At 59.3% G+C, this 26,177-nt stretch carries 18 protein-coding genes; 10 read left to right on the top strand and 8 right to left on the bottom strand.

Going from position 1 to position 26,177, the window contains the following annotated elements; genetic code table 11:
• Positions 1-91: 91 nt before the first annotated feature.
• Complete coding sequence (locus tag WMO46_RS08310) at positions 92-676, top strand: LolA family protein (protein ID WP_278964254.1); 585 nt, start codon at positions 92-94, stop codon at positions 674-676.
• Positions 677-756: 80 nt separating this feature from the next.
• On the opposite strand, the gene WMO46_RS08315 is transcribed toward WMO46_RS08310, so the two are convergent.
• The gene (locus WMO46_RS08315; protein ID WP_302584106.1) at positions 757-1,470 is read right to left on the bottom strand and encodes a hypothetical protein; all 714 of its coding nucleotides are present in this window, start codon (positions 1,468-1,470) and stop codon (positions 757-759) included.
• A 391-nt stretch (positions 1,471-1,861) separates the two neighbouring features.
• Here WMO46_RS08315 and gyrA point away from each other — a divergent pair, with 391 nt between their 5' ends.
• Entirely contained in the window at positions 1,862-4,414 is a 2,553-nt protein-coding gene (gene gyrA / locus WMO46_RS08320; RefSeq protein ID WP_349094182.1) for a DNA gyrase subunit A, read from the top strand.
• Between the two features lie 37 nt (positions 4,415-4,451).
• On the top strand, positions 4,452-5,813 hold the full coding sequence (locus tag WMO46_RS08325) for a tetratricopeptide repeat protein (protein WP_019150643.1): 1,362 nt from the start codon (positions 4,452-4,454) through the stop codon (positions 5,811-5,813).
• Positions 5,814-6,019: 206 nt separating this feature from the next.
• Here the strand turns inward: WMO46_RS08325 and WMO46_RS08330 are convergent, their stop codons facing one another.
• Together WMO46_RS08330 and WMO46_RS08335 are read right to left on the bottom strand one after the other, a co-directional pair.
• On the bottom strand, positions 6,020-7,066 hold the full coding sequence (locus WMO46_RS08330) for a sugar kinase (protein ID WP_349094183.1): 1,047 nt from the start codon (positions 7,064-7,066) through the stop codon (positions 6,020-6,022).
• A gap of 168 nt (positions 7,067-7,234) precedes the next feature.
• Positions 7,235-8,356 carry a DUF4861 family protein gene (locus tag WMO46_RS08335; RefSeq protein ID WP_196017333.1) on the bottom strand — a complete coding sequence of 374 codons (1,122 nt, stop codon included), beginning with the start codon at positions 8,354-8,356 and terminating at the stop codon, positions 7,235-7,237.
• A gap of 207 nt (positions 8,357-8,563) precedes the next feature.
• On the opposite strand from WMO46_RS08335, the gene uxaC reads away from it, so the two are divergent.
• The 7 genes from uxaC (at position 8,564) to WMO46_RS08370 (ending at position 17,575) form a co-directional block, all read left to right on the top strand.
• A complete protein-coding gene (gene uxaC / locus WMO46_RS08340) occupies positions 8,564-9,976 on the top strand; it encodes a glucuronate isomerase (RefSeq protein ID WP_129651963.1) in 1,413 nt (470 codons plus the stop codon).
• Positions 9,977-9,990: 14 nt separating this feature from the next.
• Positions 9,991-11,010 (top strand): sugar kinase, encoded by a 1,020-nt coding sequence (locus WMO46_RS08345; RefSeq protein ID WP_019150639.1) that lies wholly within the window; start codon positions 9,991-9,993, stop codon positions 11,008-11,010.
• An 89-nt stretch (positions 11,011-11,099) separates the two neighbouring features.
• Positions 11,100-11,768, top strand: coding sequence for a bifunctional 4-hydroxy-2-oxoglutarate aldolase/2-dehydro-3-deoxy-phosphogluconate aldolase (locus tag WMO46_RS08350; protein WP_129651964.1), 669 nt, complete (start codon positions 11,100-11,102; stop codon positions 11,766-11,768).
• A gap of 107 nt (positions 11,769-11,875) precedes the next feature.
• Positions 11,876-13,339 (top strand): MFS transporter, encoded by a 1,464-nt coding sequence (locus WMO46_RS08355; RefSeq protein WP_129651965.1) that lies wholly within the window; start codon positions 11,876-11,878, stop codon positions 13,337-13,339.
• A gap of 19 nt (positions 13,340-13,358) precedes the next feature.
• Positions 13,359-14,816, top strand: a complete 1,458-nt coding sequence (locus WMO46_RS08360; RefSeq protein ID WP_349094184.1) for a tagaturonate reductase — start codon at positions 13,359-13,361, stop codon at positions 14,814-14,816.
• 139 nt (positions 14,817-14,955) lie between these two features.
• Complete coding sequence (locus tag WMO46_RS08365; protein WP_019150635.1) at positions 14,956-16,446, top strand: UxaA family hydrolase; 1,491 nt, start codon at positions 14,956-14,958, stop codon at positions 16,444-16,446.
• Between the two features lie 7 nt (positions 16,447-16,453).
• A complete protein-coding gene (locus WMO46_RS08370) occupies positions 16,454-17,575 on the top strand; it encodes a pectinesterase family protein (protein WP_349094185.1) in 1,122 nt (373 codons plus the stop codon).
• Positions 17,576-17,589: 14 nt separating this feature from the next.
• On the opposite strand, the gene WMO46_RS08375 is transcribed toward WMO46_RS08370, so the two are convergent.
• From WMO46_RS08375 to WMO46_RS08395, 5 genes are all read right to left on the bottom strand, one after another.
• Positions 17,590-20,295, bottom strand: coding sequence for a fimbrillin family protein (locus tag WMO46_RS08375; RefSeq protein ID WP_349094186.1), 2,706 nt, complete (start codon positions 20,293-20,295; stop codon positions 17,590-17,592).
• A 171-nt stretch (positions 20,296-20,466) separates the two neighbouring features.
• Positions 20,467-21,825, bottom strand: coding sequence for a fimbrillin family protein (locus tag WMO46_RS08380; RefSeq protein ID WP_349094187.1), 1,359 nt, complete (start codon positions 21,823-21,825; stop codon positions 20,467-20,469).
• Positions 21,826-21,870: 45 nt separating this feature from the next.
• A complete protein-coding gene (locus WMO46_RS08385) occupies positions 21,871-22,806 on the bottom strand; it encodes a DUF5119 domain-containing protein (RefSeq protein ID WP_165357782.1) in 936 nt (311 codons plus the stop codon).
• 23 nt (positions 22,807-22,829) lie between these two features.
• Complete coding sequence (locus WMO46_RS08390) at positions 22,830-24,092, bottom strand: DUF3575 domain-containing protein (protein ID WP_410520087.1); 1,263 nt, start codon at positions 24,090-24,092, stop codon at positions 22,830-22,832.
• Positions 24,093-24,826: 734 nt separating this feature from the next.
• The gene (locus WMO46_RS08395) at positions 24,827-26,152 is read right to left on the bottom strand and encodes an MATE family efflux transporter (protein WP_195496479.1); all 1,326 of its coding nucleotides are present in this window, start codon (positions 26,150-26,152) and stop codon (positions 24,827-24,829) included.
• Positions 26,153-26,177 lie beyond the last annotated feature (25 nt).

Here is a 26,177-nt window from a genome sequence, read left to right on the forward strand (position 1 = left end):
ATTGAGAATTAAGAATTAAAAATCGGCTGCGCGGCAGTTGGGGGACGATATGAAGAAAAACGCATCTTTCATTTTTCATTTTTCACTTTTCATGGCGGTGCTGTGCTGCGGAATGCCGCAAAGCAAGGCGGCCGGGCGCGCCACGGAGATACTCGAAAAACTCGCCGCGGGGTTCCGCGCGATGCCCGGTTACAGCGTGGATTTCGAAGTCTCGGCGGGTGATTACAAAAGCCGCGGCAGCTATGTCGTCGAGGGACAGTGCTACTACCTCGCGCTGGCCGACGCCGAGGTCTTCGCCGACAGCGTGGTCCGCTACGAAATCGACAACCGCCGCCGCGAGGTGACCGTGACGGAGGTGGACGCCGCGAGCCGCAACATCCTGAACAATCCCGTCCGGGCTTTCGATTTCCTCGGCAGCGAGTATATCCCGGCGTTGGTCTCCGAAGCCGGGGGGCGCGCCGTCGTGCGGCTGACGCCCGCCGCCGGGAACGATTCTCCGGCGGGCAGCGTCACCGTGACGGTCGATACCGCCGCGATGCGTCCTCTGTCGCTCTCCTACGATTACGACGGCGAGCAGGTGCAGGTCGGCATCCTCGGCATCGCGCCGCTTGCGGGGCACGTCCGGCTCTTCGATAAAAATGCCTATGCCGGATATGAATTCATAGACTTCCGGTAATTTTTTTTTACGAAATGGAACACCGGGCCGCCATATACGCAATCGCATGGCGGCCCGGTGTGTTTTCGGTCAGACTGTCATTACAAATCTTCGCCGTCTGCTTCGTTATACTTGTTGTCGTAAAACATCATAATGCGGTATTCTCCAGTAGATTCTTTTGCGATCATAAACCAAACGGTTTTATTAAATAATGCTAATATATTTTGAGAATCATACCACGTTTTATTTGCGAGATATATTTGTCGGATTGCAGCTGATATTTCTTCTGTCGGATTGTCCAACTGTTCTTGTGTATATTCGGACAGCAGTGATTGTTTCGATTCATTGTATATGGCTACGGTGTCCAATTGGGAAATTTGGTAAAAAACAGCCTCATAGCGTTTGTCATGGACTGTTATTTCATAGGAAAGGTCTTCATTGTCGGGAATTGTCTGTTCCTCCTCGGTCCTGAACGTTTTATATTTCGGATTGTTCCTAAATTGTCGGCAGAGCCTGTTAAAGCGGGCTTTAATGTCTGTTTCGCCCCGAGTGTTTTTATCTGACAATCCAATTCTGTATACTCTGTTGTTGTTTGTTACGACACCTACATATACTTCGGTTCCATTGAATTCTCCTTCCAGCAAGTCGGTATTAGGTATGCTGCGAAACCCTTTGGCTTTCAGTTTTTCAATCATGGCGGGTTTGTATCCGTCAACCGGAATGCCGAGGAATTTCGTCACGTCTTTCTGTTCTTCCTGCGCCTGCATGGTTGCGGCGTACAGGAGAGCGATGATTGCATACAAAAGTTTCTTCATGGGTGTTGTTATTTTAATTGAACCGAATGGATATGAATTTTAATTCGAATCAAATATAGCGAAAAAAGTCGATAATTCATTGGCTTGAAATGTTTTTTATCCCAAAATTGCTATGCTTATGTAATTTCCGGTTGTCGGACGACATCGTGTCTTTCGACTTTTCTCCCGGCACTCTGCCGGGAGATTTTTTTCGGGCCGTCAGATCGCCGGAAAAGGGCCAAAAACGGCATGCTCCCCGAAAAATATCGCGCGCGCGAAGAGATTTTTCCCCGCAAAGTTGCTCAGATCGGAAATAAATCCTATTTTTGTATGTTAAACAAGTGGTAATTTTTCGATGACACCGGCCCGGCGAATGCGCGGTGTCGGTGCAAAAAGATCTAAACACTGAATAATGCTAACGGAAGAAGAAAAGAATGCCGGTTTGGTGGGGCGTATCATCCCCATCAATATCGAAGAGCAGATGAAGTCGGCGTACATCGACTACTCGATGTCGGTCATCGTGTCGCGTGCGCTGCCCGATGTCAGGGACGGTATGAAGCCCGTACACCGGCGCATCCTCTACGATATGAGCGCGGAGCTCAACCTCTACTCCGACAAACCCACCCGTAAGTCGGCCCGTATCGTCGGCGACGTGCTCGGTAAGTTCCACCCCCACGGCGACTCGTCGGTCTACGACGCGATGGTCCGCCTGGCCCAGGACTGGTCGATGCGCTACCCGCTGGTCGATGGACAGGGCAACTTCGGTTCGATGGACGGCGACTCGCCGGCCGCCATGCGTTATACCGAGGCGCGAATGAAGAAGATCACCGACGAGGTGATGGCCGACATAGACAAGGAGACCGTCGATTGGACGCTGAACTTCGACGACACGATTCCCGAGCCTACGGTCCTTCCCACGAAAATTCCGCTGCTGATCGTCAACGGCGCCAGCGGTATCGCCGTCGGTATGGCCACGAACATGGCTCCTCACAACCTCTCGGAGGTGGTGGACGCCTGCTGCGCCTATATCGACAACCCCGAAATCACGGGCGAGGAGCTTTTGCAGTACGTCAAGGGCCCCGACTTCCCCACGGGCGGTATCATCTACGGCTACGAGGGCGTGAAGGAGGCGATGCTGACGGGCCGCGGACGTGTGATGATGCGCGCCAAGACCGAGATCGAGCATACGCCGAGCGGCCGCGAGTGCATCGTCATCACGGAGATCCCCTATATGATCAACAAGGCCGAGATGATCAAGAAGATCGCCGACATGATCAACGACAAGAAGATCGAAGGCATCTCCTACATCAACGACGAATCGGACCGCAACGGCCTGCGGATCATCATCATTCTGAAACAGGACGCCGTGGCGAGCGTGGTGCTGAACACGCTGTTCAAGAACACCCCGTTGCAGACCTCGTTCGCCGTGAACAACATCGCGCTGGTGAACGGCCGTCCCGAGCTGCTGTCGATGCGCGATCTGATCCGGCATTTCATCGACCACCGTCACGACGTGGTGGTCCGCCGCACACGCTACGACAAGCGCAAGGCCGAGGAACGTTTGCACATCGTGCTGGGTCTCCTGATCGCACAGGACAACATCGACGAGATCGTTCACATCATCCGCGCTTCGCAGACGCCCGACGCCGCGAAACAGATCCTGATCGAGCGTTTCGAGCTGAGCGACATTCAGGCTTCGGCGATCATCGAGATGCGTTTGCGCGCGCTGACCGGCCTGGAGCGCGGCAAGCTGATCGCCGAGCGCGACGAGCTGATGAAGCTGATCGAGCATCTGACCGAGATTCTCGAAAATGTTTCGCTGCAAATGCAGGTCATCAAGGACGAGTTGCTGGAGATCAAGGAGAAATACGGCGACGAGCGCCGTTCGGAGATCGTCTACGCCTCCGAGGAGTTCAACCCCGAGGATTTCTATGCCGACGACGACATGGTCATCACCATCTCGCACATGGGCTATATCAAGCGCACGCCGCTGGCCGAGTACCGCACGCAGAACCGCGGCGGCGTAGGGGCCAAGGGCAGCGCCACGCGCGACGAGGACTTCATCGAGCATATCTACGTGGCTTCGATGCACAATACGATGCTGTTCTTCACGGAGAAGGGCCGCTGCTTCTGGCTCAAGGTCTACGAGATTCCCGAGGGCGCGCGTTCGTCGAAGGGCCGCGCCATCCAGAATGTCATCCAGATCGAGCCGGACGACAAGGTCCGCGCCTATATCAACGTCAAGAGCCTGGCCGATGCGGAGTATGTGAACAGCAACTTCATCATCATGTGCACGAAGGACGGCACGATCAAGAAGACCCGTCTCGAAGCCTATTCGCGTCCGCGTCAGAATGGTGTCAACGCCATCGTCATCCGCGAGGGCGACCAGCTGATCGAGGCCAAGCTCACCAGCGGCAACGCCGAGGTGATGATCGCGGCCCGGGAGGGCAAGGCCATCCGCTTCAACGAATCGACGGTGCGTCCGATCGGGCGCGTCGGCGCCGGCGTGCGCGGTATCTCGATTGAGGAGAACGACGAAGTGGTCGGCATGATCTGTGTAGAACCCGATTCGAAGCAGGATGTGCTGGTGCTGAGCGAGAACGGTTACGGAAAGCGCACCGATCTGGACGAGTACCGCATCACCAACCGCGGCGGAAAGGGCGTGAAGACCATCAACATTACGGAAAAGACAGGCAAACTGATTTCGATACAGGCCGTTACCGACGAGAACGACCTGATGATCATCAACCGTTCGGGACTCACCATACGCACCGCCGTCGAGCAGATCCGCCTTGCGGGCCGCGCTACGCAGGGTGTGCGTATCATCAACCTCCGCGAAGGCGATGCCATTGCTTCGGTGATGGCCGTGCCGGCAGCCGGGGATGAGGAGGAAGTGCAGACCGCGGAAGGCGCTGAGAACGGGGCCGAAACGCCCGCGACCGACGCTCCTTCGGCGGAAGAATAATTGAAAAACATCAAAAAACCTAAAATTTCAGTTTACTATGAAGAAAACGATTTGGACGGTTCTCGCGGCGCTGCTCGTGGCAGTTCCCGCCGTGCAGGCCCAGAAAGTGAACAAGGAAGCGCTTCTCGCCAAGATCGAAAAGAGCGATGCCGACATCGCCAACGAGAAGAAGGCTACCAAGGCCGCAACGTGGATCAACCGCGGCAAGGCTTTCTACGAAGTGGCTATCGAACCTACGAAGAGCCTCTTCGTCAACATGGACGCCGCGATGCTGAAACTGGCTGTCGGCGAGCCCAAGTCAACCGCTAAGGAGACGCTCAACGGCGCGGAGTTCGACGCATGGGTCTATCCCTATTTCACGGCCTATGTCAAGGACAACAAGGTCGCCACGTGGAAGCAGACGAAGTGGGTGATGAAGGACGCTCCCGCGAAGGCCATCGAGGCTTACAACAAGGCTTACGAGCTGGACCCCAAGACGGCCGACAAGGTCAAGGAGGGGTTGAAGCAGGTCAGCGATTTCTGCTCGCAGGCCGGCAACACCGGCATTGATTCGGGCAACTACGCCGAGGCTGCCAAGGCTTACGTGACGGCTTACAAGGCCCAGTCGAGCCCGGCTTACGGCGAGGCCGATCCCGCGCTGCTCTACTATGCGGGCTACCTGCTGACGGTCGATGGCGCCAACAACCCCAAGTCGTTCGTCAAGGGTGCCGAGTATCTGACCAAAGCCATCGACCTGGGCTATGTCGATACCAATGCCGAGGGCGTGCCCGAGGGCAACATCTACTATTACCTCTTCCACTGCCTCTACGGTCAGAAGGATATCGACAGGGCCAATGTGATGAAGGCCAAGGACGTTCTGCTGACGGGCATCGAGAAGTGCCCGAAGAACGAGCGTATTCTCGACGGTCTGATGCAGCTCTACACCTCGGAGGAGGGCGTGGGCAATCCCGCCGACCTCGTGGCGCTGATCGACAAGGCCATCGAGGACAATCCCGGGAACGTGGACATGTGGTTCGGCCGCGGACGTATTTTCTATGCGCTGAAAGACTACGATCAGAGCATCGACTCGTTCAAGAAGGTCGTGGAGCTGAAGCCCGACATGTTCGAAGGCAACTATTATCTGGGTGTGTTCTACACGATCAAGGGCGACGCGCTCAACAAGGAGATGAACGAGAAGCAGTACAGCAGCCAGGCTGCCTACGATGCCGACCTGAAGGGTGTCAACGACGTTTATATGGCCGCCGTACCCTGGTTCGAGAAAGCTCACCAGATCAAGCCCGACGACATCGACACGCTGGAGTTCCTCAAGTCGCTCTGCTTCCGTCTGCGCGACGAACCGGGCATCATGGAGAAGTACAACACCTACAACGACCTCTACAAAAAGGCCAAAGGCGAATAGCCGGCCTAAGAGGCCGGCTTTAGGGGGCAACGGCAAGGTATGGAGCTTTCGGCCCATGCTGCGCTCCGCCCGGTTAAAACAGAAAAGCCCGACTTTTATAAGTCGGGCTTTTTCGTGTAAATTTCCGTGCTTGCGGGGCGCAGGTTGGGTTGTCAGCGTACGAACGATCCGTCGCCCCCTAAAACCCGCTTTTAGGCGGGCGGGGGCTATCTGGCTATACGGCCCGAAACGGAGCCGCGGGCCAGTTGGGCGACCTCTTCGGCCGTGAATTGGTTGTAGTCGCCCGGCACGGTGTTTTTCAGCGCGCAGGCCGCCGTGCCGAAATCGAGGGCGAATTGCATGTCTCCGGCGTGTTCGGCCATTCCGTAGATCAGCCCGCCCACGAAAGCGTCGCCCACGCCCACGCAGTCCACCACATTGTCGATGTCGTAAACCCGCGTGGAGAGCAGCCGTCCCCCGGTGTAGAGCGTTCCGGAGATCAGGTGGTGGTTGGCGCTCAGGACGCTGCGGAGCCCGAAGACGATGCCCCGGCAGCGGGGAAACCGCGCCGCAACCTCGGCCGAAGCACGTTCGTAGCCGGCCGTGTCGGGACGGTAGGAGGCGTCGCGGGCCTCGAATTTCGGCAGGCGCATGCCGAGTATCTTTTCGTATTCGTCGTCCGTGCCGAAGAATATGTCGCATTGCTCCATCAGCGGAGGCAGCACCTCCTGCGGTTCCTTGCCGTATTTCCAAAGGTTCTTGCGGTAGTTGATATCGCACGAGACGGTCAGCCCCATTTCCCGGGCGACGGCGATCGCTTCGGCGCATACAGCGGCTGTGTCGGCGCTCACCGCGGCCGAGATGCCCGACCAGTGGAACCACGAAGCGCCGTCGAAGAGGCTGCGCCAGTCTATCATCCCCGGGCTGAGGGTGTCGAAGGCCGAGTCGGCACGGTCGTAGACGACGTGGGAGGTGCGCATGGATGCGGCCTCCTCCATATAATAAAGTCCCAGCCGCTTGCCGCCGCGGAGGATGCCGTCGGTTCCGACGCCGTAGCGGCGCAGGTCGTCGAGGCAGGCATCGGCCACGCGGTTCTCGGGCAGGCGGGTGATGAATTCGCTGCGGAGCCCGAAATTGGCCAGCGAAACGGCTACGTTGGCCTCGCTGCCGCCGTAGCTGGCGCGGAACAGGTCGGTTTGGTTGAAACGCAGATAGTCGGGCGGCGTGAGCCGCAGCATGATCTCTCCGAAAGTGACGATTTTTTGGTTGTTCATGGTTTTTCGAGGTGACGCGTTGATTTCTTACAAAGGTACAAAAAAGTCGGATAGGTTCAACCCCGAATCGTGCGTGTGCTTCGGTAAAACTTTTCGGCTTATAAAAGTACCGTTACGGCACTGAAAAAGTCCGGTCTGATGACCGGACTTTTCATGATAATTTTCAACTTATTTGCGGACGGTCGCCCGGAGCGGATTCACGGCGGCGGCCTGCGCCATGCCGATCTCCTCGACCCATTCGCCCATATCCTCCACGCCGCCCTGGCTCCATCCCGAACCGGCATAGTAGGTCAGCGTCTGGCCCGGCTTCACGCTCTTCACGGCCACGGCGTGACCCAGCGTGTCGGCCAGCATCTCGGCGCCGGGCAGGATCACACCCAGGAAGATGTCGCCGTCGCGTGCGGGGTTCTTCGAGTCCGAGGCGGCTTCGACCATGCCCATCCAGTCGTCGCCCGTCATCAGGCGTTTCACGTCGTGGCGCACGAAGCCCGCGGCGATCGGCATCTCGGCGAAATCTCCCTCGTAGACGTTGTCCATGCGGTTGAAACGCTGGTTGGCGTCGAGCGAGATGGTCTTGGTGAGCGACACGGGAGTGCCATCGACGTTGAACGGCGCGTAGGTCAGCTCCACGGTGGTGCGGATCGGACCGTTGTCCAGCGTCCGGGCCGTGGCGTAGTTGTGGCCCATCATCCAGAACTTACCGTCCACGAACGGCAGCGAAGCCCCCGAGCCGAGCGTCACGCCCACCTTGTAGCAGTCCATGCCGTCGCCGAAATTGTGGTGGTATTTGCCGCGGGCGTACCACTCGTCGATCACCAGCTTGTCGGTGCACTTCACCCATACGTCGATACCCGGGGTGATGAGTTTTTCGGGCGAGGTTTCCAGCGCCGGGCCGTAAAGACGGTAGGCCACCTTGTTGTTCTCCCACGCATAGTCGTCGTAGCGTTCGGGAACCGTGCGGCCGTACGCTTCGGCAGGGTAGTTTTCGCGCACGCCCGTGACGATCTTGAAACGCTTGGTCTCCATCGGGTCGGCGTCGGTCTGGAAGATCAGCGCCTGGGGTTCCGCCGTGCCGCGGAAGAGCACCTGCGAGGGAATCTGTTCGCCGTCGTCGTTCAGGACGACGACGTTTTCCGGAGTTACGCCTTCGAGCGCCGCCACTTCGGACCAGGCGATTTCGACCGTCTCGTCGTCGCGTTCGAGCTGGGTCGTGTTGGCTACATCTACCTTCAGGGCGGGGGTGCAGGAGGCCATCAGCACGGCTGCAAACCCAAGAATCGTGTTTTTCATCATACTATGTTAAAAGATTTTTTGTTGGATTTTAGGCAAATTTACGATTTTTCCGTACATTGGTCAACCAAATTGGCAAATAATCTACTTTATTTGGCAATTTTTCGTATCGGGAGTGACGTAAAGTTCGTAATTTTACGTTGTGAAAAGGGGCGTTTTGCGGCGCTCCGACCGGAGCGAACGACTATAAAAACAGATAGATTGAACATGAAACAGTTTAACGACGACGACTTCCTGTTGCAGACCGAGACTGCGCAGCGTCTTTACCACGACCATGCGGCCAAGATGCCGATCATCGACTACCATTGCCACCTGATTCCCGCGTATGTCGCCGAGGACCACCGCTTCGACAACCTGTCGAAGATCTGGCTCGAAGGCGATCATTACAAATGGCGCGCGATGCGTACCAACGGCGTCGATGAGAAGTATTGCACGGGCAAGGATACCAGCGACTGGGAGAAGTTCGAGAAGTGGGCCGAGACGGTGCCCTATACGATGCGCAACCCGCTCTACCACTGGACGCACCTCGAACTGAAGACCGCCTTCGGGGTGACGAAGCTGCTGAACCCCTCGACGGCCCGCGAGATCTACGACCATTGTACGGCGCTGTTGCAGAAGCCTGAGTTCCACGCCCGCGGTCTGATGCGCCACTACAACGTCGAGGCCGTGTGCACGACGGACGATCCCGTGGATTCGCTCGAACACCACATCAAGGTCCGCGAGGACGGTTTTGCGACCAGGATGCTCCCCACGTGGCGTCCCGACAAGGCGATGGCCGTGGAGTCTCCGGCCGAGTTCCGCGCCTATATGGAGCGGCTTTCGGAGGTTTCGGGCGTCACGATTTCGAAATTCGACGACGTGATCGAGGCGTTGCGCGTGCGTCACAAGTTCTTCGAGTCGGTGGGCTGCCGCCTCTCGGACCACGGCATCGAGGAGTTCTACGCCGAGGATTACACCCGGTCGGAGATCGGCGCTATTTTTAATAAGGTATACGGCGGGCAGACGCTGACGCCCGAGGAGATCCGCAAGTACAAGACGGCCATGCTGGTCGAGTTCGCCGTCATGGACTGGGAGACGGGCTGGACGCAGCAGTTCCACTACGGCGCCATCCGCAACAACAACAGCCGCATGTTCAGCCAGCTGGGCCCCGATACGGGTTTCGACTCGATCGGCGACTTCACGGTGGGCAAGCAGATGTCGAAATTCTTCGACATGCTCGACCGGGAGGACAAACTCACCAAGACCATCATCTATAACCTCAATCCCCGCGACAACGAGCTGGTGGCCACGATGCTCGGCAACTTCCAGGACGGTCGTTACGGCGCCGGGAAGATCCAGTTCGGATCGGGATGGTGGTTCCTCGACCAGAAGGACGGCATGGAGAAGCAGATGAACGCCCTCTCGACGCTGGGTCTGCTGAGCCGCTTCGTCGGCATGCTGACCGACTCGCGGTCGTTCCTCTCGTACCCGCGCCACGAGTATTTCCGCCGCACGCTGTGCAACCTCGTGGGCAACGACATCGAAAACGGCCTGCTGCCCGCTTCGGAAATCGACTTCATCGGGCGGGAGATCATCGAGGGCATCTGCTATCGGAACGCTAAGAATTACTTCAAATTTTAACACGCAATAAAACCATGAAAATCGTAACATTAGGAGAGATCATGCTGCGTCTTTCGACGCCCGGCAATACCCGTTTCGTCCAGTCCGATTCGTTCGATGTCGTCTACGGCGGCGGCGAGGCCAACGTAGCCGTTTCGTGCGCCAACTACGGTCACGAGGCTTATTTCGTCTCGAAGCTCCCGAAGCACGAGATCGGCCAGTCGGCGGTGAACGCGCTGCGCAAATACGGCGTCCGGACCGATTTCATAGCCCGCGGCGGCGACCGCGTGGGCATCTATTACCTCGAAACGGGCGCTTCGATGCGTCCCTCGAAGGTGATCTACGACCGTGCGCACTCGTCGATCGCCGAGGCCGATCCGCAGGATTTCGACTTCGACGCCATCATGGAGGGCGCCCGGTGGTTCCACTGGTCGGGCATCACGCCCGCGATCTCGGACAAGGCCGCCGAGCTGACCCGTCTGGCCTGCGAGGCCGCCAAGCGTCACGGCGTGACGGTTTCGGTGGACCTGAACTTCCGCAAGAAGCTTTGGACCAAGGAGAAGGCGCAGTCGATCATGAAGCCTCTGATGCAATACGTCGATGTCTGCATCGGCAACGAGGAGGACGCCGAGCTGTGCCTCGGGTTCAAGCCCGACGCCGATGTCGAGGGCGGCGAGACCAATGCCGAAGGCTACAAGGGCATTTTCCGCCAGATGGCCGAGACGTTCGGGTTCAAATACGTGATCTCGACGCTGCGCGAGTCGTTCTCGGCGACGCACAACGGCTGGAAGGCCATGATCTACGACGGCAAGGAGTTCTACGAGTCGAAGCGTTACGACATCGACCCGATCATCGACCGCGTGGGCGGCGGCGACTCGTTCTCGGGCGGCGTGATCCACGGCCTGCTGACCAAGCCGACGCAGGGCGAGGCCCTCGAGTTCGCCGTGGCGGCATCGGCCCTGAAACACACGATCAACGGCGACTTCAACCTCGTATCGGCCGAGGAGGTCGAGAGTCTGGCTGGAGGTAACGCCAGCGGACGCGTACAAAGGTAATTAAAGTGAAAGATGAAAAGTGAAAAGTTAAAGGTGTCGTTGGGAAATGCCTTTCACCTTTAACCTTCTACATTTAACATTAAAAAATTATGGCTCGCTTCAATAAGATGCAGGTGATGTCTGCAATCCAGGCTACCGGCATGGTTCCCGTATTCTATCACGCTGACGCCGAGATCGCCAAGCAGGTCGTGAAAGCCTGCTACGAGGGCGGCGTGCGCGCTTTCGAGTTCACCAACCGCGGCGATTTCGCTTCGGAGGTATTCATCGAGGTCATCAAGTTCGCCGCCAGGGAGTGTCCCGAAATGGTGCTGGGCGTGGGTACGATCGTCGATGCCCCGACCGCGGCCCTGTACATCCAGTACGGCGCCAACTTCGTCGTGGGTCCCTACCTGAACGCCGAGGTCGCCAAGGTCTGCAACCGCCACCTGGTGCCCTACACCCCGGGCTGCGGATCGGTCACCGAGATCGGTCTGGCTCAGGAGCTGGGCTGCGACCTGACGAAGGTCTTCCCCGCGGGCAACGTGGGCGGTCCGTCGTTCGTCAAGAACGTCAAGGCCCCGCTGCCGTGGTCGAACATCATGGCCACCGGCGCCGTGGAGCCCACCGAGGAGAACCTCACGGCGTGGTTCAAGGCCGGCGTTTTCTGCGTGGGCATGGGTTCGCAGCTCTTCCCCAAGGAGGTGATAGCCGCGAAAGACTGGAAGGCCGTCTCCGAAAAATGCCGTTTCGCCCTGGACGTGATCGCCAAGGTGCGTTAAAAACCGATTCCGTAAGTTCGGTCGTCCGGCGGCGGCCCCGCTCCGCCGCCGGATGCCGTTCATGCGGCTCACCGACCCCCGAACACTACTTATTAAAAACCGAATAAATGTCAAAGAATCAATCGACTCTCGCAGGGAAGATGACGCAGTACCGCTGGGTCATCTGTGCGATGCTCTTCTTCGCAACGACCGTTAACTACCTCGACCGTCAGGTGCTTTCGCTGACGTGGGACGAATTCATCAAACCCGAATTCCACTGGAACGAGTACCATTACGGACTCATCACTTCGATCTTTTCGATCGTCTATGCCGTCTGCATGCTCTTCGCCGGGCGTTTCATCGACTGGATGGGCACCAAGAAAGGTTATCTGTGGGCCATCGGCGTCTGGTCGCTGGGCGCCTGTCTGCACGCTCTCTGCGGCGTGGCCACCGAGGCGTGGGTAGGGCTTCCCAATGCCGCCGCGCTGCGCGCCGTCGAGGCCGGCTCGGCCGTGGCCGCGACCATCGCTATGGTCAGCATGTATTTCTTCATCGCCGCACGCTGCATCCTCGCTCTGGGTGAGGCGGGCAACTTCCCCGCAGCCATCAAGGTGACCGCCGAGTACTTCCCCAAGAAGGACCGCGCCTATGCCACCTCGATCTTCAACGCCGGAGCTTCGATCGGAGCGCTGTTCGCTCCGCTGACCATTCCGCTGCTGGCCAAGGCTTGGGGCTGGGAGATGGCTTTCATCGTGATCGGCGCCCTGGGCTTCGTCTGGATGGGTTTCTGGGTCTTCATGTACAAGAAGCCGTCGGAGCACCCGAGGGTGAACGCCGCCGAGCTGGAGTATATCGAGCAGGACAAACACGAGGTCATCGACGGCGCCGTCGCCAAGGAGGAGACGGAGGACGAGTGCCCGAAGATGTCGTTCTGGAAAACCCTTTCGTTCAAGCAGACCTGGGCTTTTGCCTTCGGTAAGTTCATGACCGACGGCGTGTGGTGGTTCTTCCTCTTCTGGACCCCCTCGTATCTCAATTCGCAGTTCGGGATCAAGATGTCCGAGGGACTGGGCGTGGCGCTGATCTTCACGCTCTATGCGATCACGATGCTCTCTATCTACGGCGGCAAGCTCCCGACGATCATCATCAACAAGACGGGTCTGAACCCCTATGCGGCCCGTATGCGCGCTATGCTGATCTTCGCGTTCTTCCCGCTGCTGGTGTTGCTGGCTCAGCCTCTGGGCACCATTTCGCCGTGGTTCCCGATCATTCTGATCGGTATCGGCGGCGCGGCGCACCAGTCGTGGTCGGCCAACATCTTCTCGACCGTGGGCGACATGTTCCCCAAGTCGGCGATCGCCACCGTGACGGGCATCGGCGGCATGGCCGGAGGTGTCGGCTCGATGATCCTGCAATGGTTCGCCGGATGGCTGTTCGTGCATGCCGAGGAGACCAATATGACCTATATGGGCTTCGAGGGAAAACCCGCCGGATATTTCGTCGTCTTCTGCATCTGCGCCGTGGCTTACCTCGTCGGCTGGATCGTGATGAAGACGCTGGTTCCGAAATACAAGCCTATCGTATTGGAGTAATATAAAAAACTGACATACAATGATTAAGCAACTGAACAAGTCGGCCGTGGAAAAGGCCGTCCGTCCCGTCCGCATCCTGCAATTCGGCGAAGGGAACTTCCTGAGGGCCTTCGTGGACTGGCAGATCGACATCGCCAACGAAAAGGGCGTCATGGATGCCGGAGTGGCTGTATGCCAGCCGATTATCGACCCCGAGCACAAGGTGTTGGGGATGATCGACCTGATGCACAGGCAGGACAACATGTACCACGTCTATCTGGAGGGCATCGAGAACAAGCAGCCCAAAAAGGACGTGCGGCTGGTGAAGAGCGTCATGGACTCGTTCAATCCCTATGTGGACTATGCGACCTACGAGCGTTATTTCCTCTCCCCGGAGCTGAAAATCACCATTTCGAACACCACCGAGGCGGGCATCCGCTACGAGGAGGGCGACGACCTGACGGCCGAGCCTCCGAAGTCGTACCCCGCGAAGATGACGGCGTTGCTGTACAAGCGTTTCAAGCATTTCAACGGCGATCCGACCAAGGGTCTGTGCATCATCTGCTGCGAGCTGATCGAGAACAACGGTTCGACGCTCCACGAATACGTCATCCGGCATGCCGAGTATAACAAGCTGGGCTCCGATTTCATCGACTGGGTCGAAAAGAACTGCCACTTCTGCGATACGCTCGTAGACCGCATCGTGCCGGGCTTCCCGCGCGAGCAGATCGACGAGATCAAGGAGGAGATCGGCTACGACGACAACCTCGTGGTGAAGGCCGAGTTGTACCACCTGTGGGCCATCGGCGGCCCGGGCTACAAGGAGGTGATGAAGGAGCTGCCGTTGGACAAGGCGAGTCTGCATGTGATCTTCATGCCTTCGATCAAACAGTTCCGCGATAAGAAGGTCCGCATTCTGAACGGTTCGCACACGGGCATGGTGCCCATCGCCCTGCAAATGGGCTGCGAGACGGTCATGGACGCCTTCAACACCCCTGCGATCGAGCGGTTCATCAACGACATGGTCGCCGAGGAGGTGATCCCGATGATCGAGGAGGACCAGGACGAGCTGAAGCGCTTCGCCGCCGGGATTCTGGAGCGTTTCTACAACCCCTTTATCAAGCACATGCTCCGTTCCATCTCGCTCAATTCGCTGTCGAAGTGGGAGGCGCGCAACTATCCGACCGTCCGGGACAACTGGTTCAAGGCGCAGCGCATCGCCGCGCGCGAGTGCTTCACCTTCGCGGCGCTGATGACCCTTTACAGTCCCAAGAGCGGCTTCGAGCCCGACGATACGAAAGAGTTCGTGGAGTACATCCGTGCCAACTGGGATTCGGCCGATGTCGAGGCCACGATCTCGAAGATCGTAAAGGAGAGCGGCATCTTCACCGTCGATTTCTCGGAGGTTCCGGGATTCGTCCCGACCGTTGCGGGTTATGTCCGCGACATCGAGGCGTTGGGCATGAAGGATGCTTTGAAGAAGTTTTTAGGAGAGTAACCAGTCAGCTGCTCCGGTGTGGCGTTTCGGACGCTTCATGTCACGGCCTCCGGCCGTGTTTGCAAGTCTGACCCACCCCCAAACCCCCGCCTCGGCGGGGGCTTTATGGGAGCCGGACGTGCGGGATCATTTTATCGATATGAAACGATTTCTGAAAATCAATGCCGCGGACAATGTCGCCGTCGCGCTGGCCGACGACCTGCACAAGGGCGAGACGGTCGAGGTAGACGGCGTCGGCGTGACGCTTCGGGACGACATCGCCCGGGGGCACAAGTTCGCCCTGCGCGACATCGCCGCGGGCGAAAACGTCGTGAAATACGGCTATCCGATCGGCCACGCCACGGAGGATATTCCGCAGGGCGGGTGGATTCACTCCCACAACCTGAAAACCAACCTCCGCGACGACCTCGAATACACCTATGCCCCGAAGGTCTACGACGTGGCGTATCCCCGGCGCGACGCGAAGGTGATGGGCTACCTGCGCAAGAACGGTGCGATGGGCATCCGTAACGAGCTGTGGATCGTGCCTTCGGTGGGATGCGTCAACGGACAGGCGCAGGCCATCGCGGAGCGCGTGAAGCGCGAGTGCGACTGCTCGCACCTCGACGACGTGCGGGTCTACACCCACAATTACGGCTGTTCGCAGCTGGGCGACGACCATGCCAACACGCAGAAGGCGCTGGCGGCGTTGGTGAAGCACCCCAATGCGGGCGCCGTGCTGGTGCTGGGCCTCGGGTGCGAGAACAACCAGGTGTCGGCCCTGAAGGAGGTGATCGGCGAGTGGGACGACGAGCGGGTGAAATTCCTGATCGCCCAGGAGGTCGAGGACGAAATCGAGGCCGGATTCGAAATCTGCCGCGGGCTGGTCGAAAAGACGAAAAGCGATAAACGCCAGCCGCTTCCGCTCTCCTACCTCAAAGTGGGGTTGAAGTGCGGCGGTTCGGACGGCTTTTCGGGCATCACGGCCAATCCGCTGGTGGGGTTGTTCTCCGACTGGCTGATCGCGCAGGGCGGGACCACGGTGCTGACGGAGGTTCCCGAGATGTTCGGCGCCGAAACGATCCTGATGGACCGCGCCGCGGACCGCACGGTCTTCGACGAAACGGTCTGCCTGATCAACGATTTCAAGCACTATTTCCGCAAGTTCGACCAGCCGATCTACGAGAACCCCTCGCCGGGCAACAAGAAGGGCGGCATCACGACGCTCGAAGAGAAGTCGTTGGGATGCGTGCAGAAGGGCGGGGCGCAGCCCGTCGTCGATGTGCTGAACTACGCCCGGCCCGTCACGAAACCGGGGCTGAACCTCTTGCAGGCTCCGGGCAACGACCTGGTGGCCGCTTCGGCGCTGGCCTTGTCGGGCTGCCAGCTGGTGCTCTTCACCACGGGGCGCGGCACGCCGTTCGGGGCTTTCGTGCCGACGATGAAGATTTCGACCAACACCCGGCTTTCGGAGTTCAAGGCCAACTGGATCGACTTCAACGCCGGAACGCTGGTCGAGGACGAGGAGCCGCAGGCCGTGCTGGAACGCTTCATCGACAAGGTGCTGGCGACGGCCGACGGCGAGCACCTGAAGCACGAAAAGACGGGTTTCAAGGAGATCGCCATCTTCAAGACGGGCGTAACGCTCTGACGGCGCCATGCTGCGTTCGGCGATACTGATGATTCTGCTCTGCCGGGGCCTCTGGGCCTCGGCAGAGACGGTTTATACCGTCGATTGCAACGGCGGCGGGGATTTCCGGACCATTCAGGCGTGCTTCGACGCCCTGCCGTCGAAACCCGCGGAGTGGCGCACGGTGCGGATCATGCCCGGCACTTACCGCGAGAAAGTGACGCTCGACGTTTACAAGGACAAGGTCGTCGTGGTCGGGTGCGGGAAATATCCCGACGACGTGCGGCTGGTCTGGGACGACCATTCCGGCAAGGTCGTCGATGGCCGGGAGCTGACCACCTACGACAGCTATACCTTTTCGGTGCAGGCCGACGACGTGCTGTTGCATAACCTCGAAGTCTGCAACGACGCCGGGAGGGTGGGGCAGGCCGTGGCGCTCGAAACGCGCGGCGACCGCATCTGGATCGACGGCTGCCGTCTGATCGGCAATCAGGACACCTTCTTCACGAAAGGCTATGTCTCGCGCGTATTCGTCACGGATTCCTACATCGAGGGTACGACGGATTTCATCTTCGGGCCCTCCATCGTCGAGTTCGTGCATTGCACCATCCATTGCAAGGCCGACAGCTTCATCACGGCGGCTTCGACCACCGAGCGCAACAAATACGGATATGTCTTTATCCATTGTCACGTGACGGCCGCCGAAGGGGTGACGCGGGTTTACCTCGGGCGTCCGTGGAAATCCACGGCCCGGACGGTGTGGCTGATGTGCGAACTGCCCGGGGCGATTTGCCCCGAAGGATGGCGCGACTGGCACGACGCGGCCCGCAAGGGCGACGTGTTTTACGCCGAATTCGGCTGTTACGGTCCGGGCGCCGACCGTTCGGGACGTGTGGCCTGGTCGCGGGAGCTTACCGTCGGGGAGGCCGTTGATGATTATTGGTTTCCGCGGCCCGGGCAGGGCATTTTTTCGAAAAAGACCGGTTCGGAGGCATTCCGGGCCGATTGGTGTCCCGGGAGCGATACCCCTACGGACGTTCTTCCGTTTATCGAGTATCGGATGGACCGCCGGCTGGACGCGACGTTCGACAGGATGACGGAGTATCTCGACAAGCGGCGTGCGGTTGAAAGAGCGTCTGCGGGCGAATAGTTGCCCGCAGACATTCATTTCTCGCGCACGGGGCGCACGGGCAATGCTCCGGAGAGGTCGGTGGTCTGCATTTCGGCCCTGTCCGTCAGATGGAATACCTGCGCGCGCGTTCCGGTTGCCGGAACCGCCGTCCAGTAACGGGTTTCCTGACCCATTCCCTCTCCCCGTCCGCTTCCGGACCGCTGTCCTACCGCCCGGAAAAGGATCGTCCGGTCATCGTCGTGCTGCACGGCCGAGCAGTAGAACCGGAAATTCCGGAATCCGGAGGTTTCCGACGGTCCCTTTGCCGTGTTCGCGGCATCGAACGACGCGAAGGCTCCCGAGGCGGGCACCGTGTATCCGACGGGCGAGGGATCGTAAATCGTCTTCACGACTTCGTAATCGCGCACCGACGTTTCGAACCCGTTGGCTGCGGCGTTCCACAAATGCCAGTAAGAGGCGTCGCCGAACCAGCCGTACGAATCGCTGTAAAACACATACGGAGTTTGTATCGCCTCTGAGAGTTTGGTGCTTCCGTTCACGATCTCGTATCTGTCCGGATAGGTCGTCTTGTCGCTGTTGTCCGTATTCAGGGCCGGCATCGGGTCCTTGCGCCCGAACTGGAAATAGGGCTGGCTGCCGGGGGAGGCGGTTTCGTATGCCTGCTGGCGAATCGTGAATGTCTTGCCGTCCGTCTGCGGCTCGTGCCCCGTCTGGGTGATGCGCACCTGCACGTCGCGCGGTCGATAAATGTCGATCAGATCGTTGCTGTACCACCCGATGTTGACGGGCAGAAAGTCGTAATGGGTTCCATTGGCTGTTTCTACCGGGACATAATCGTCGAGCCGCTGCCCGGTCACCCAGATATGCCAGCTCCATACAAGGGTGCTGTTCGCGTTGTCTTCGGCATACAGGGCGATCACGCAGTTGCCCTGGCGGATCGTTCCGGCCTCCACCTCGAAAGCGATGTACTGTACGTTTTTTCCGAGCATGTTTCCCTGCGTGGGGGATACTCCGACGTTCTTCACGAGATTGTTCTCGTCCTGCCACAGAATCGCGGCCCTGAATGTACGGTCGGACGTGATGAACGGAGATTGGATGTCTCTCGAAACGCAGTCCCAGAATGGAAGCTCCATACCCCATTCTCCGGCTTTCTTTGCGTAGGCTTCCTGGTTGTCTGCGCCGTTGCGTATCGCATTGCCGTAGATCAGCGGGAAGCGGTACGTGCCCGGCGCATTGACCACATAGCAGTTGGCCGTGTTGACAGGCGTCGTGCCGCCTGCCGTGGAGAGGTCGTAGTCCGTCACGGCCTCCGCCGTCCGCAGCGACGTGTTCGGGTCTATCGTTTCGTCGATCGGCTTGGAGCCGACCGCAGCTTCGTATTTCACCTCCTCCACGCTGCCTTCGGCCTGATCCGTGAATCCGGTCACCCATTCGGGACACCGGGAGGTCCAGGTCTTTCCGCCGTCGGTCGAGAATTCGGCGGACCATGCCAGCGGCGTCGGGGGAAGCTCCTCGGTCTGCCCGGCCTTGACGCGCTCCGCTTTGCGGTAACTCCGGACGGCATAGGCCGCCGTTCCGCCCCGGTGAGTCAGCACGATGTCGTCGGTCGGCACCTCCAGAATATCCTCCGTCGTGATTTTCGACGACGAAAGGTTGTAGACGACCGTTTTGCCTATGGGCCATTCGGTGCCTCCGATGTCGGCCGTCATCGTTTGCAGCTCCTCTTCGCCGGGAAGCGTGTATTCGATCACGATCTGTGCATCGGCGGGCAGCGTCTGCGGCGGCAGCATGAATACGCCGTCGGCATCGGTGAGTTCGTGGCCCGGTTCGGCGTATCCCGGATTCTCCTTGTCTTCGGGGAGGTCTCCGGTCTCGGGCGCGAGCGCATCGGTGTAGGAATGGACCGCGGGGTCGAGCGTCCATGCGACCGCCGGAGTTCCGGACCCGGCGCCTGCCGCATTCACCCGGAAGGAGCCCTTGTAACGGACGTTCCTGAGCGAAATCGACCGGATATTGCGCAGCTCCATGCCCGTGGCCGTCGTGCTGACGCGGAATCGGATCGCCGTGAGCACGTGTTTGAAGACGAGCGGAACTCCCGTCTTTTCGTAGTCCGCGCCGGTGACTCCCGCAATCGAGGCGATCAGCAGGTCCTGCTGCTTTTGCAGGTCGGGGTCGGTTTCGTAAACGAACGATCCGGCGGGGTCCGACGGTGGGGTGAGGTTGTCGGCCGGATCGGGAACGCAGGCGATGAATCCGAGTTTCTGCCCCGCATACCAGCGCCAGTAATACCGTTCTGAAGGCTCCCAGCGGCCGTTTTCCCGAAGGACGATCTCTTCGCCGGACATTACGTCGAACGATGCGGCGTCTGTGTCCGTATAGCTGTAAGCCCACATCCGGAACGACGCGGGAAAGTCGTCGGTTTCGGTTTGCGTGCCGCGGGTCGCGGCATGCGGTGCTGCGCCGAATCCGTCGGTCGTCGATACGTCGAGATGGAACTGCCGGTCGCCGCCCGGCAGTTCCGCCGTGAAGCCGCGGTCTTCCTGCGCGAGGACGCCGCCCGTGCGCGTGGAGGCTCCCTGCACCGGGCCGAGGCCGTCCCAGCCGTTGCGGACCGTCACCGCGAAGCCGATCGAGCCGTCGCCCGGCGCAGAGGCGGATTCCGGCGCGTCTTTCGTACAGGACCCGGCGAAGGCTCCCGCCGCAAACAGTACGGCGATGCGGAGTCCTGTTCGTGTCATACTTTTCATATCGTTCGTTTTCAACAGTCGTTTTTGCCGGTCGGGACATGCCCGGGTCCGGCGGCGCTCCCAGCCGGGAGCTTGTCTGCGACCGGGAGGGGGAGTCAACCCCGCCCGGCCAATACGGGCATCCGCATGGGGCGGACGCTTCGGAACCGCGTTCGGCCGCGGTTACAGTTCGGGAGTCTGGTCGGTCGGAATCCAGTCATCGACGGTCACCGTGAACCAGATATAGTCGCCGAGGATGTCGTCGCCGCCTTTTTCGGGATTCTCGGGATCGTGCTTGCCGACGCCTTCGTCGGTGAAGTTCAGCGTATAGACGTAGTGGTAGCCCGGCTTCCACTCCTGAGCGCCCTCCTTGCTGACGATGCCGACGGCCGCATAGCCGTAGTGGTCCTCAGTCTCCATGTCGCCTTCGGAGGCGATGGGGAAAATCTGCACCCAGCTGTTGTCCGGATCTTCCGTAATGACTTTTCGGAAAACTTTCATTTTCAGGGCGAGATATGCGCCTTTTTCATCTCTGTTTTCGGCCCAGGCCCACGGGTTGCCGTTGTAATAATTGCCGGAGAAGTTCTGGGGAATCAGCATCATATTGCCGCCATCGCCCAGCAGTTCTACGGCATCGCCTTCCGTGCCCTCTGCCACCGGTTCCAGTACGACCGGCGTACTCAAAGTGTGTTTGTAGCGTTGCAGGTTGACGTTGTTGCCCGCTTCGTCGCCATAGGTGAGGTTCGAGCCCGTTGGCGCGATGATCTCCCAGTGGTCGGCGGGAATGAGGGTCGGATTCGTCGTGCCCTCCGTCACATTGCCGTCCGTAGTGAAGTCATTGCTCTTGCGGAACACGAAATTGCCTTTCGACGGAATGTTGCGCAGTTCGATCTCCTTGATCTCGATTCTCAGCTGGTCGCCGCTCTTCTTCTTGGCCTTGAACGAAACCTGCGAAAGAATGTGGCGGAAATTCAGCTTCACGGGCTGCCCCTTTCCATAGGTGGCGGAAGTTGCCTTGGTGCGGGCGATCACGATGTCCGTCTGGTTGGCGTGCACCGTTGCGGGTACGAATCCGCGGATTTCCTGACCTTTCTCCAGTCCGGACCCGTCCCCGCTCCATACCGGCTGCGATACGTACTGGCCTGCCATCACGTTGCCGTCCTTGTCATAGGCCGTGGCGCTGCCTCCGTTTGCGGGAAGCGTCGGGGGATACCAGGCGGAAAAGGTCAGTTCGTAGCTCGGCCACGAGTATTTTCCGGGCAGATAGAATCCCGCGCCTTTGTTGTCGTCGGCAGCCTCCTTGTATTCTGCCAGCAGACGGTTGAAATAGAAGCTGTTTTCACCGTAGGCGACGACGTAGAAACCTTGGTTTTTCAGCTGGTCGATTTTGGTGACCGTGCCTCGCGTGGCTTTGGGGACTACGGGCGAGAAGGTGATGTAGCCCGTTCCTTCCGGATCGGGGTTGACGCTCGTGGTCTCTACCTGCGAGCAGGCCGTCATGGCCGCTGCGGCCATGATGGACAATAGAGTTTTTTTCAGCATAACGGAAAATTTGATAAATGGTTCATTGTCATATTTCGGATCGAATTACATGTCGATATCGACGTTCACTTCGCCCCAGTCGTCGATCGTGGGGTTCATGCCGCTGCTTCCGGCCGCCGGATCGAATTCGAGTCCGTCGAGACGGATGAATACGCGGCGCGGGTCCGGGGCGTCATGGATCTGGGGCGTCACCGGGTCGTCCGTGTCGCCGTAGACCCGGTATTGCTGCGTGCCGCGGGTCAGGACGCCGTAGATTACGATCTTGTGGGGGATTGCGGGTACGGGGCAGTGGCCGAACGTCAGGAATTCGGCCCGCACCGTGGTGGCGTCGGTTTTCCGGACTTCGAAGGGCACGATGCAGGCGGGGCCCGACAGCCGGTCCGAGGCCGGCAGCATCTCGCCCGCCATGCCGGAGAGCGTGCCGCTGAGCTGGGATACGTAGTCGAGATTCTTCACATGCACGATTTCGACCGTGTAGCGGCAGACCTTTTCGTTCGGGTAGAGCGTAATGGTCTGATCTGTTTCCCGGCGGACCGTCACTCCGCGCAGGCATGCGCCGTAGACCATGTCGGGCGGCAGCAGCACGGCCTGATCCTCCGTGCCTTCGGCCCGCGGCACATTGTCGCCGCCGCGGCCCATGGAGGCCAGCAGCGAACCGGAGGTTGCGCCGACCGTGAATCCGTCCAGCCGTTTCGTATCGGCGAACCGGATCTTTTCCGTGTCGCCGTTCAGGGCCAGCACGTCGTAGCGGCCCTCGGCCAGCGAGACGGCTCCGCCCGCCTTGCCGGCAAGGTGGTATTGCACCGGTTCTCCGCCCTCCTCGGGGAAGAACCATACGTACATGCTTTCCGGGTCCGCATCGGGGGCTTCGCGCCAATCGAAAACGACATGCAGGGAGCTGGTGTGGGGGTGCTGGTAGCACAGTTCCTTGTGGTCGCAGGCCGCGAGGAGAAGCAGTGCGCCGAGACCGGCGGCTGCCATACGATGTATTATGCGGATCGTTTTCATCGCCGGCCTCCTTTCCTGTTGTTATAGTTTCCGCGGCCGATCAGCCACACGAGCGACACTTCGGCTTTCGTGGGGCCGAACCAGCGGAGCCGCTTCGTGGCCTGCCATACGTAGCAGTCTTCGAGCGAAATGTATTCCCAGTATTCGCCTCCGAGGTAGCCCGCGCCGACGGTGAAATCCAGGTTGAGCCTGCGCCCGACGGGCAGCGAATAGCCGTATTCGACGCCTGCGCCCCAGTTGGCCTTGTCCCAGAGCGATCCGCCGGGTTTGCCGCCTATGTAACCGCGGCCGCCCGTTTCGAAGTCGTAGGTGAGGAGTTGTCCGTAGACGCCGAGGTGATGGCCTTGCAGCGGTTTTTCCTGCGCGCGTTTCCCGAACCATTTGCGGACGTTCAGCTCTCCGCCGTAGGTCCGCCAGTACCAGTGTTTGCGGTCGGTTTTCCACCATGCGTACATCCAGTTGGCTCCGACGGACCAGTTGCGGCCCGCATAAAACTCTACTCCTATGTTTGGCACCGCAATTGCATCGTAAAGCATATTGGTTTTGACCGCCATGTAGAACGGCTTCCGGGGCCGGGGCGTGTGTCCGGCGAAGGCGGGCGCGGAAACGGGCGCGGAGAGGGGCGCCGGGGCCCGCAGCACGGGCTTCGGGAACGAAACGCCGGCCGCGATCGGCTGCTGCCTGACGGGAGTTGTCTCGTAGCGCAGGCAGAGCTGCGTAGCCCGGAGCTCGGGGAAAAGTTTCCGGTACATGTAGCGGTAGGGTTCGCCCTCTTTGAAGTGCGCCAGACGGGCGGCATTGGCGTCCTCGGCCTTTTCGCCGCCGCGGCACCGTTCGGCGATGTCGTGCAGGAGTTCCAGCACTGCGTCCCGGCAGGGTACGCCGGGGTCGTTTTCGACCAGCCGGATCAAACCGTCCCAATCGCGTCCCAGGAACGTGAACGAGAGCAGCGAGTCGGGTATCCCGCCCTCGCGCGACAGATGTTCGAGAAGCGCTTTCGCCCGTTTTTCCGAAAGACGCTTGTTGAGCAGGACGGAGCCTTCGGGCGAAGCGCCGCCCGTGACCTCGATGCGGCGGAGGCGGCCCGTCGGGCCGGCATAGGTCCGCAGGTTGTCGGCAATGCGTTTCAGGGCTTCCCGGTTCCCGTGCAGGCCGGGTTCGAGGACGGAATGACCCTGGCGGAAATAGATCCGCACCGAATCGCATTCGGAGCGGGCGATAGCACAGAAACCTGTAACAGAAACAGTAGGGTAATGAATTTCTTCATAAGCCGTATGTTCACAACGGAATCCGTCTTTTGGCGGCCGGCGGAGAGTCGCTGACATCGCGCCGGTCGGCAATAATTCCCCCCCCCTCACGGCCCAGAGGGGAGTCATGGTTTGGTTTCGTAAATTAAAAAAGAAAGTGTGGAGCCGTTTTTGCTTATCAAGTGGATGGTTGTGGAAGGACCGGTAACAACGATAAACGATAACGCCCCACACTTGTATAGATACGAGAAGGAGGGCGGAAAATGTCCTGATTACAATATCTAAACAAGAAAATGAGTGCTGTTCGTTGTCCCGTCGTTATTGAAAAACTTCCACATTTTCCACTTAGGACAGTGCGAAAATACTTTCTACTATGCCTGTCGGATAGTCTCCCGACAGCGCAAAATTAGAAAATAATTTTCACATAGAACAACACTCATATGAAAAAAACGATCACAAATTTCCGGAAAACTATTTTTTCTTGCAAGAATAAATGTTACGGAATTGCAATTTTATCTTTTTTTATCTCGGGGTGTCATCGGATGTTTCCTGCTTTTTCGGCAGGCGGGACGGCCGTGCGAAACGGGGGCCTTATTACTGGGGGACATAACGTGTGATTTTCGGAATCACTAAAATAATTCTTTTTTTCGAATTATGCAACCTGTTTCGGCAATTAAGATATAAGATGTGCGCACGCGGCGATTGCTGCCGTGTGCATTCGGTGTGTGCGGCTTCGGGCGGCGGTGTCAGGCGGCGGCTTTTGCGAGGATGCTCTTCAGACGGCGGGTCATGAAGTACTGGATCACGCCGCGCAGGAACATGTAGAGCGTGAAGGCCAGCCAGAGGGCGTTGTTGCCGATCAGCGGGTGGCAGGCGTAGTAGATGGCGAAGTAGGCCGCCGTGGACCAGAACATCGAGTCGCGCATGACGCGCGTTTCGGTGGCTCCGACCATGATGCCGTCCATGATGAAGGGCATGGCCGAGGCGACGGGGATCAGGATGATCCAGACGATGTAGCGTCCCGCCAGCTCCTCGATCACCGCGGCGTTGGGCGCCGAGGAGTCCACGAACACGCCCACCAGGTCGCGCCACCAGACGAGGTAGATGCCCACGAAAACCACCGACACGAGCGTTCCCCAGAAGATGCACTTCCGCAGGCAGTCGCGCAGCGATACGCTGTCGCGGGCGCCGATGAACCGGCCCGTGAGCGCCTCCGCGGCGTAGGCGAAGCCGTCGTTCATGTAGGAGAAGAGCGTGAACAGCTGCAACAGCAGGGTGTTCACGGCCAGCAGCGCGGGATCGCCCATGCGGGCCGACGCCCCGGTGAAGAAGGTGTAGACGGCCACGATGCAGAACGTGCGGAGGATGATGTCGCGGTTGATGATGAAAAAGGTTTTCAGGGGTTTGAAGTCCAGCACCTCGGACCAGTTGACCGAGGTGAGCAGCTGCCGGTATTTGAGCGTGAGCAGCAGCGACGAGAGCCCCACGCCCGTCCATTGGGCGATGACCGAGGCGTAGGCGATGCCCACGATGCCCATGTCCATCCCGAATGCGAACCACAGGCTGCAAAGGATGTGCACGACGTTGACCGTGATGGCCGTCAGCATCGGGAAGACGGCGTTCTGCATTCCCGTGAACCAGCCGTTGAAGCCGAAGAGGATGATGCCCGCCGGTACGGCCCAGATGCGGGCGTAGAAATAGTCGCGGGTCATCTGGCTGCCGTTCATGGCCCACAGCGCCAGTTCGCCCAGCGGGTATTGCAGCAGGACCATCAGCACGCCCATCACGGCCGCCACCGACAGCGCCCGGACCAGCATGTTGGTGCATTCGCGGAAGTTGCCGGCTCCGAACGCCTGGGCCGTGAGGCCGCTGGTGCCCATGCGGACGAACGAACAGTTCCAGTAGATGAAGTTGAAGATCGACACGCCGATGGCCAGCGCGCCGATCGTGGCGGCGGAATCGGCGCCCCAGTGCCCTGCGATGGCTGTCGAGACGATGCCCATGAGGGGTACGGTGATGTTCGAGACGATATTGGGGAGCGCGATGCGCAGTATTTCGCGGTTCATGGTCATAACGGGTGCAAAGATAAGGCAAAAG

It is taken from the genome of Alistipes intestinihominis, assembly GCF_040095975.1.
Classification (GTDB): domain Bacteria; phylum Bacteroidota; class Bacteroidia; order Bacteroidales; family Rikenellaceae; genus Alistipes; species Alistipes senegalensis.

Bases quoted from the DNA above. Each gene is read 5' to 3' on its own strand.
- WMO46_RS08310 (WP_278964254.1), top strand. From the start codon at position 92: ATGGCGGTGCTGTGCTGCGGAATGCCGCAAAGCAAGGCGGCCGGGCGC.
- WMO46_RS08315 (WP_302584106.1), bottom strand. From the start codon at position 1,470: ATGAAGAAACTTTTGTATGCAATCATCGCTCTCCTGTACGCCGCAACC.
- gyrA (WP_349094182.1), top strand. From the start codon at position 1,862: ATGCTAACGGAAGAAGAAAAGAATGCCGGTTTGGTGGGGCGTATCATC.
- WMO46_RS08325 (WP_019150643.1), top strand. From the start codon at position 4,452: ATGAAGAAAACGATTTGGACGGTTCTCGCGGCGCTGCTCGTGGCAGTT.
- WMO46_RS08330 (WP_349094183.1), bottom strand. From the start codon at position 7,066: ATGAACAACCAAAAAATCGTCACTTTCGGAGAGATCATGCTGCGGCTC.
- WMO46_RS08335 (WP_196017333.1), bottom strand. From the start codon at position 8,356: ATGAAAAACACGATTCTTGGGTTTGCAGCCGTGCTGATGGCCTCCTGC.
- uxaC (WP_129651963.1), top strand. From the start codon at position 8,564: ATGAAACAGTTTAACGACGACGACTTCCTGTTGCAGACCGAGACTGCG.
- WMO46_RS08345 (WP_019150639.1), top strand. From the start codon at position 9,991: ATGAAAATCGTAACATTAGGAGAGATCATGCTGCGTCTTTCGACGCCC.
- WMO46_RS08350 (WP_129651964.1), top strand. From the start codon at position 11,100: ATGGCTCGCTTCAATAAGATGCAGGTGATGTCTGCAATCCAGGCTACC.
- WMO46_RS08355 (WP_129651965.1), top strand. From the start codon at position 11,876: ATGTCAAAGAATCAATCGACTCTCGCAGGGAAGATGACGCAGTACCGC.
- WMO46_RS08360 (WP_349094184.1), top strand. From the start codon at position 13,359: ATGATTAAGCAACTGAACAAGTCGGCCGTGGAAAAGGCCGTCCGTCCC.
- WMO46_RS08365 (WP_019150635.1), top strand. From the start codon at position 14,956: ATGAAACGATTTCTGAAAATCAATGCCGCGGACAATGTCGCCGTCGCG.
- WMO46_RS08370 (WP_349094185.1), top strand. From the start codon at position 16,454: ATGCTGCGTTCGGCGATACTGATGATTCTGCTCTGCCGGGGCCTCTGG.
- WMO46_RS08375 (WP_349094186.1), bottom strand. From the start codon at position 20,295: ATGACACGAACAGGACTCCGCATCGCCGTACTGTTTGCGGCGGGAGCC.
- WMO46_RS08380 (WP_349094187.1), bottom strand. From the start codon at position 21,825: ATGCTGAAAAAAACTCTATTGTCCATCATGGCCGCAGCGGCCATGACG.
- WMO46_RS08385 (WP_165357782.1), bottom strand. From the start codon at position 22,806: ATGGCAGCCGCCGGTCTCGGCGCACTGCTTCTCCTCGCGGCCTGCGAC.
- WMO46_RS08395 (WP_195496479.1), bottom strand. From the start codon at position 26,152: ATGACCATGAACCGCGAAATACTGCGCATCGCGCTCCCCAATATCGTC.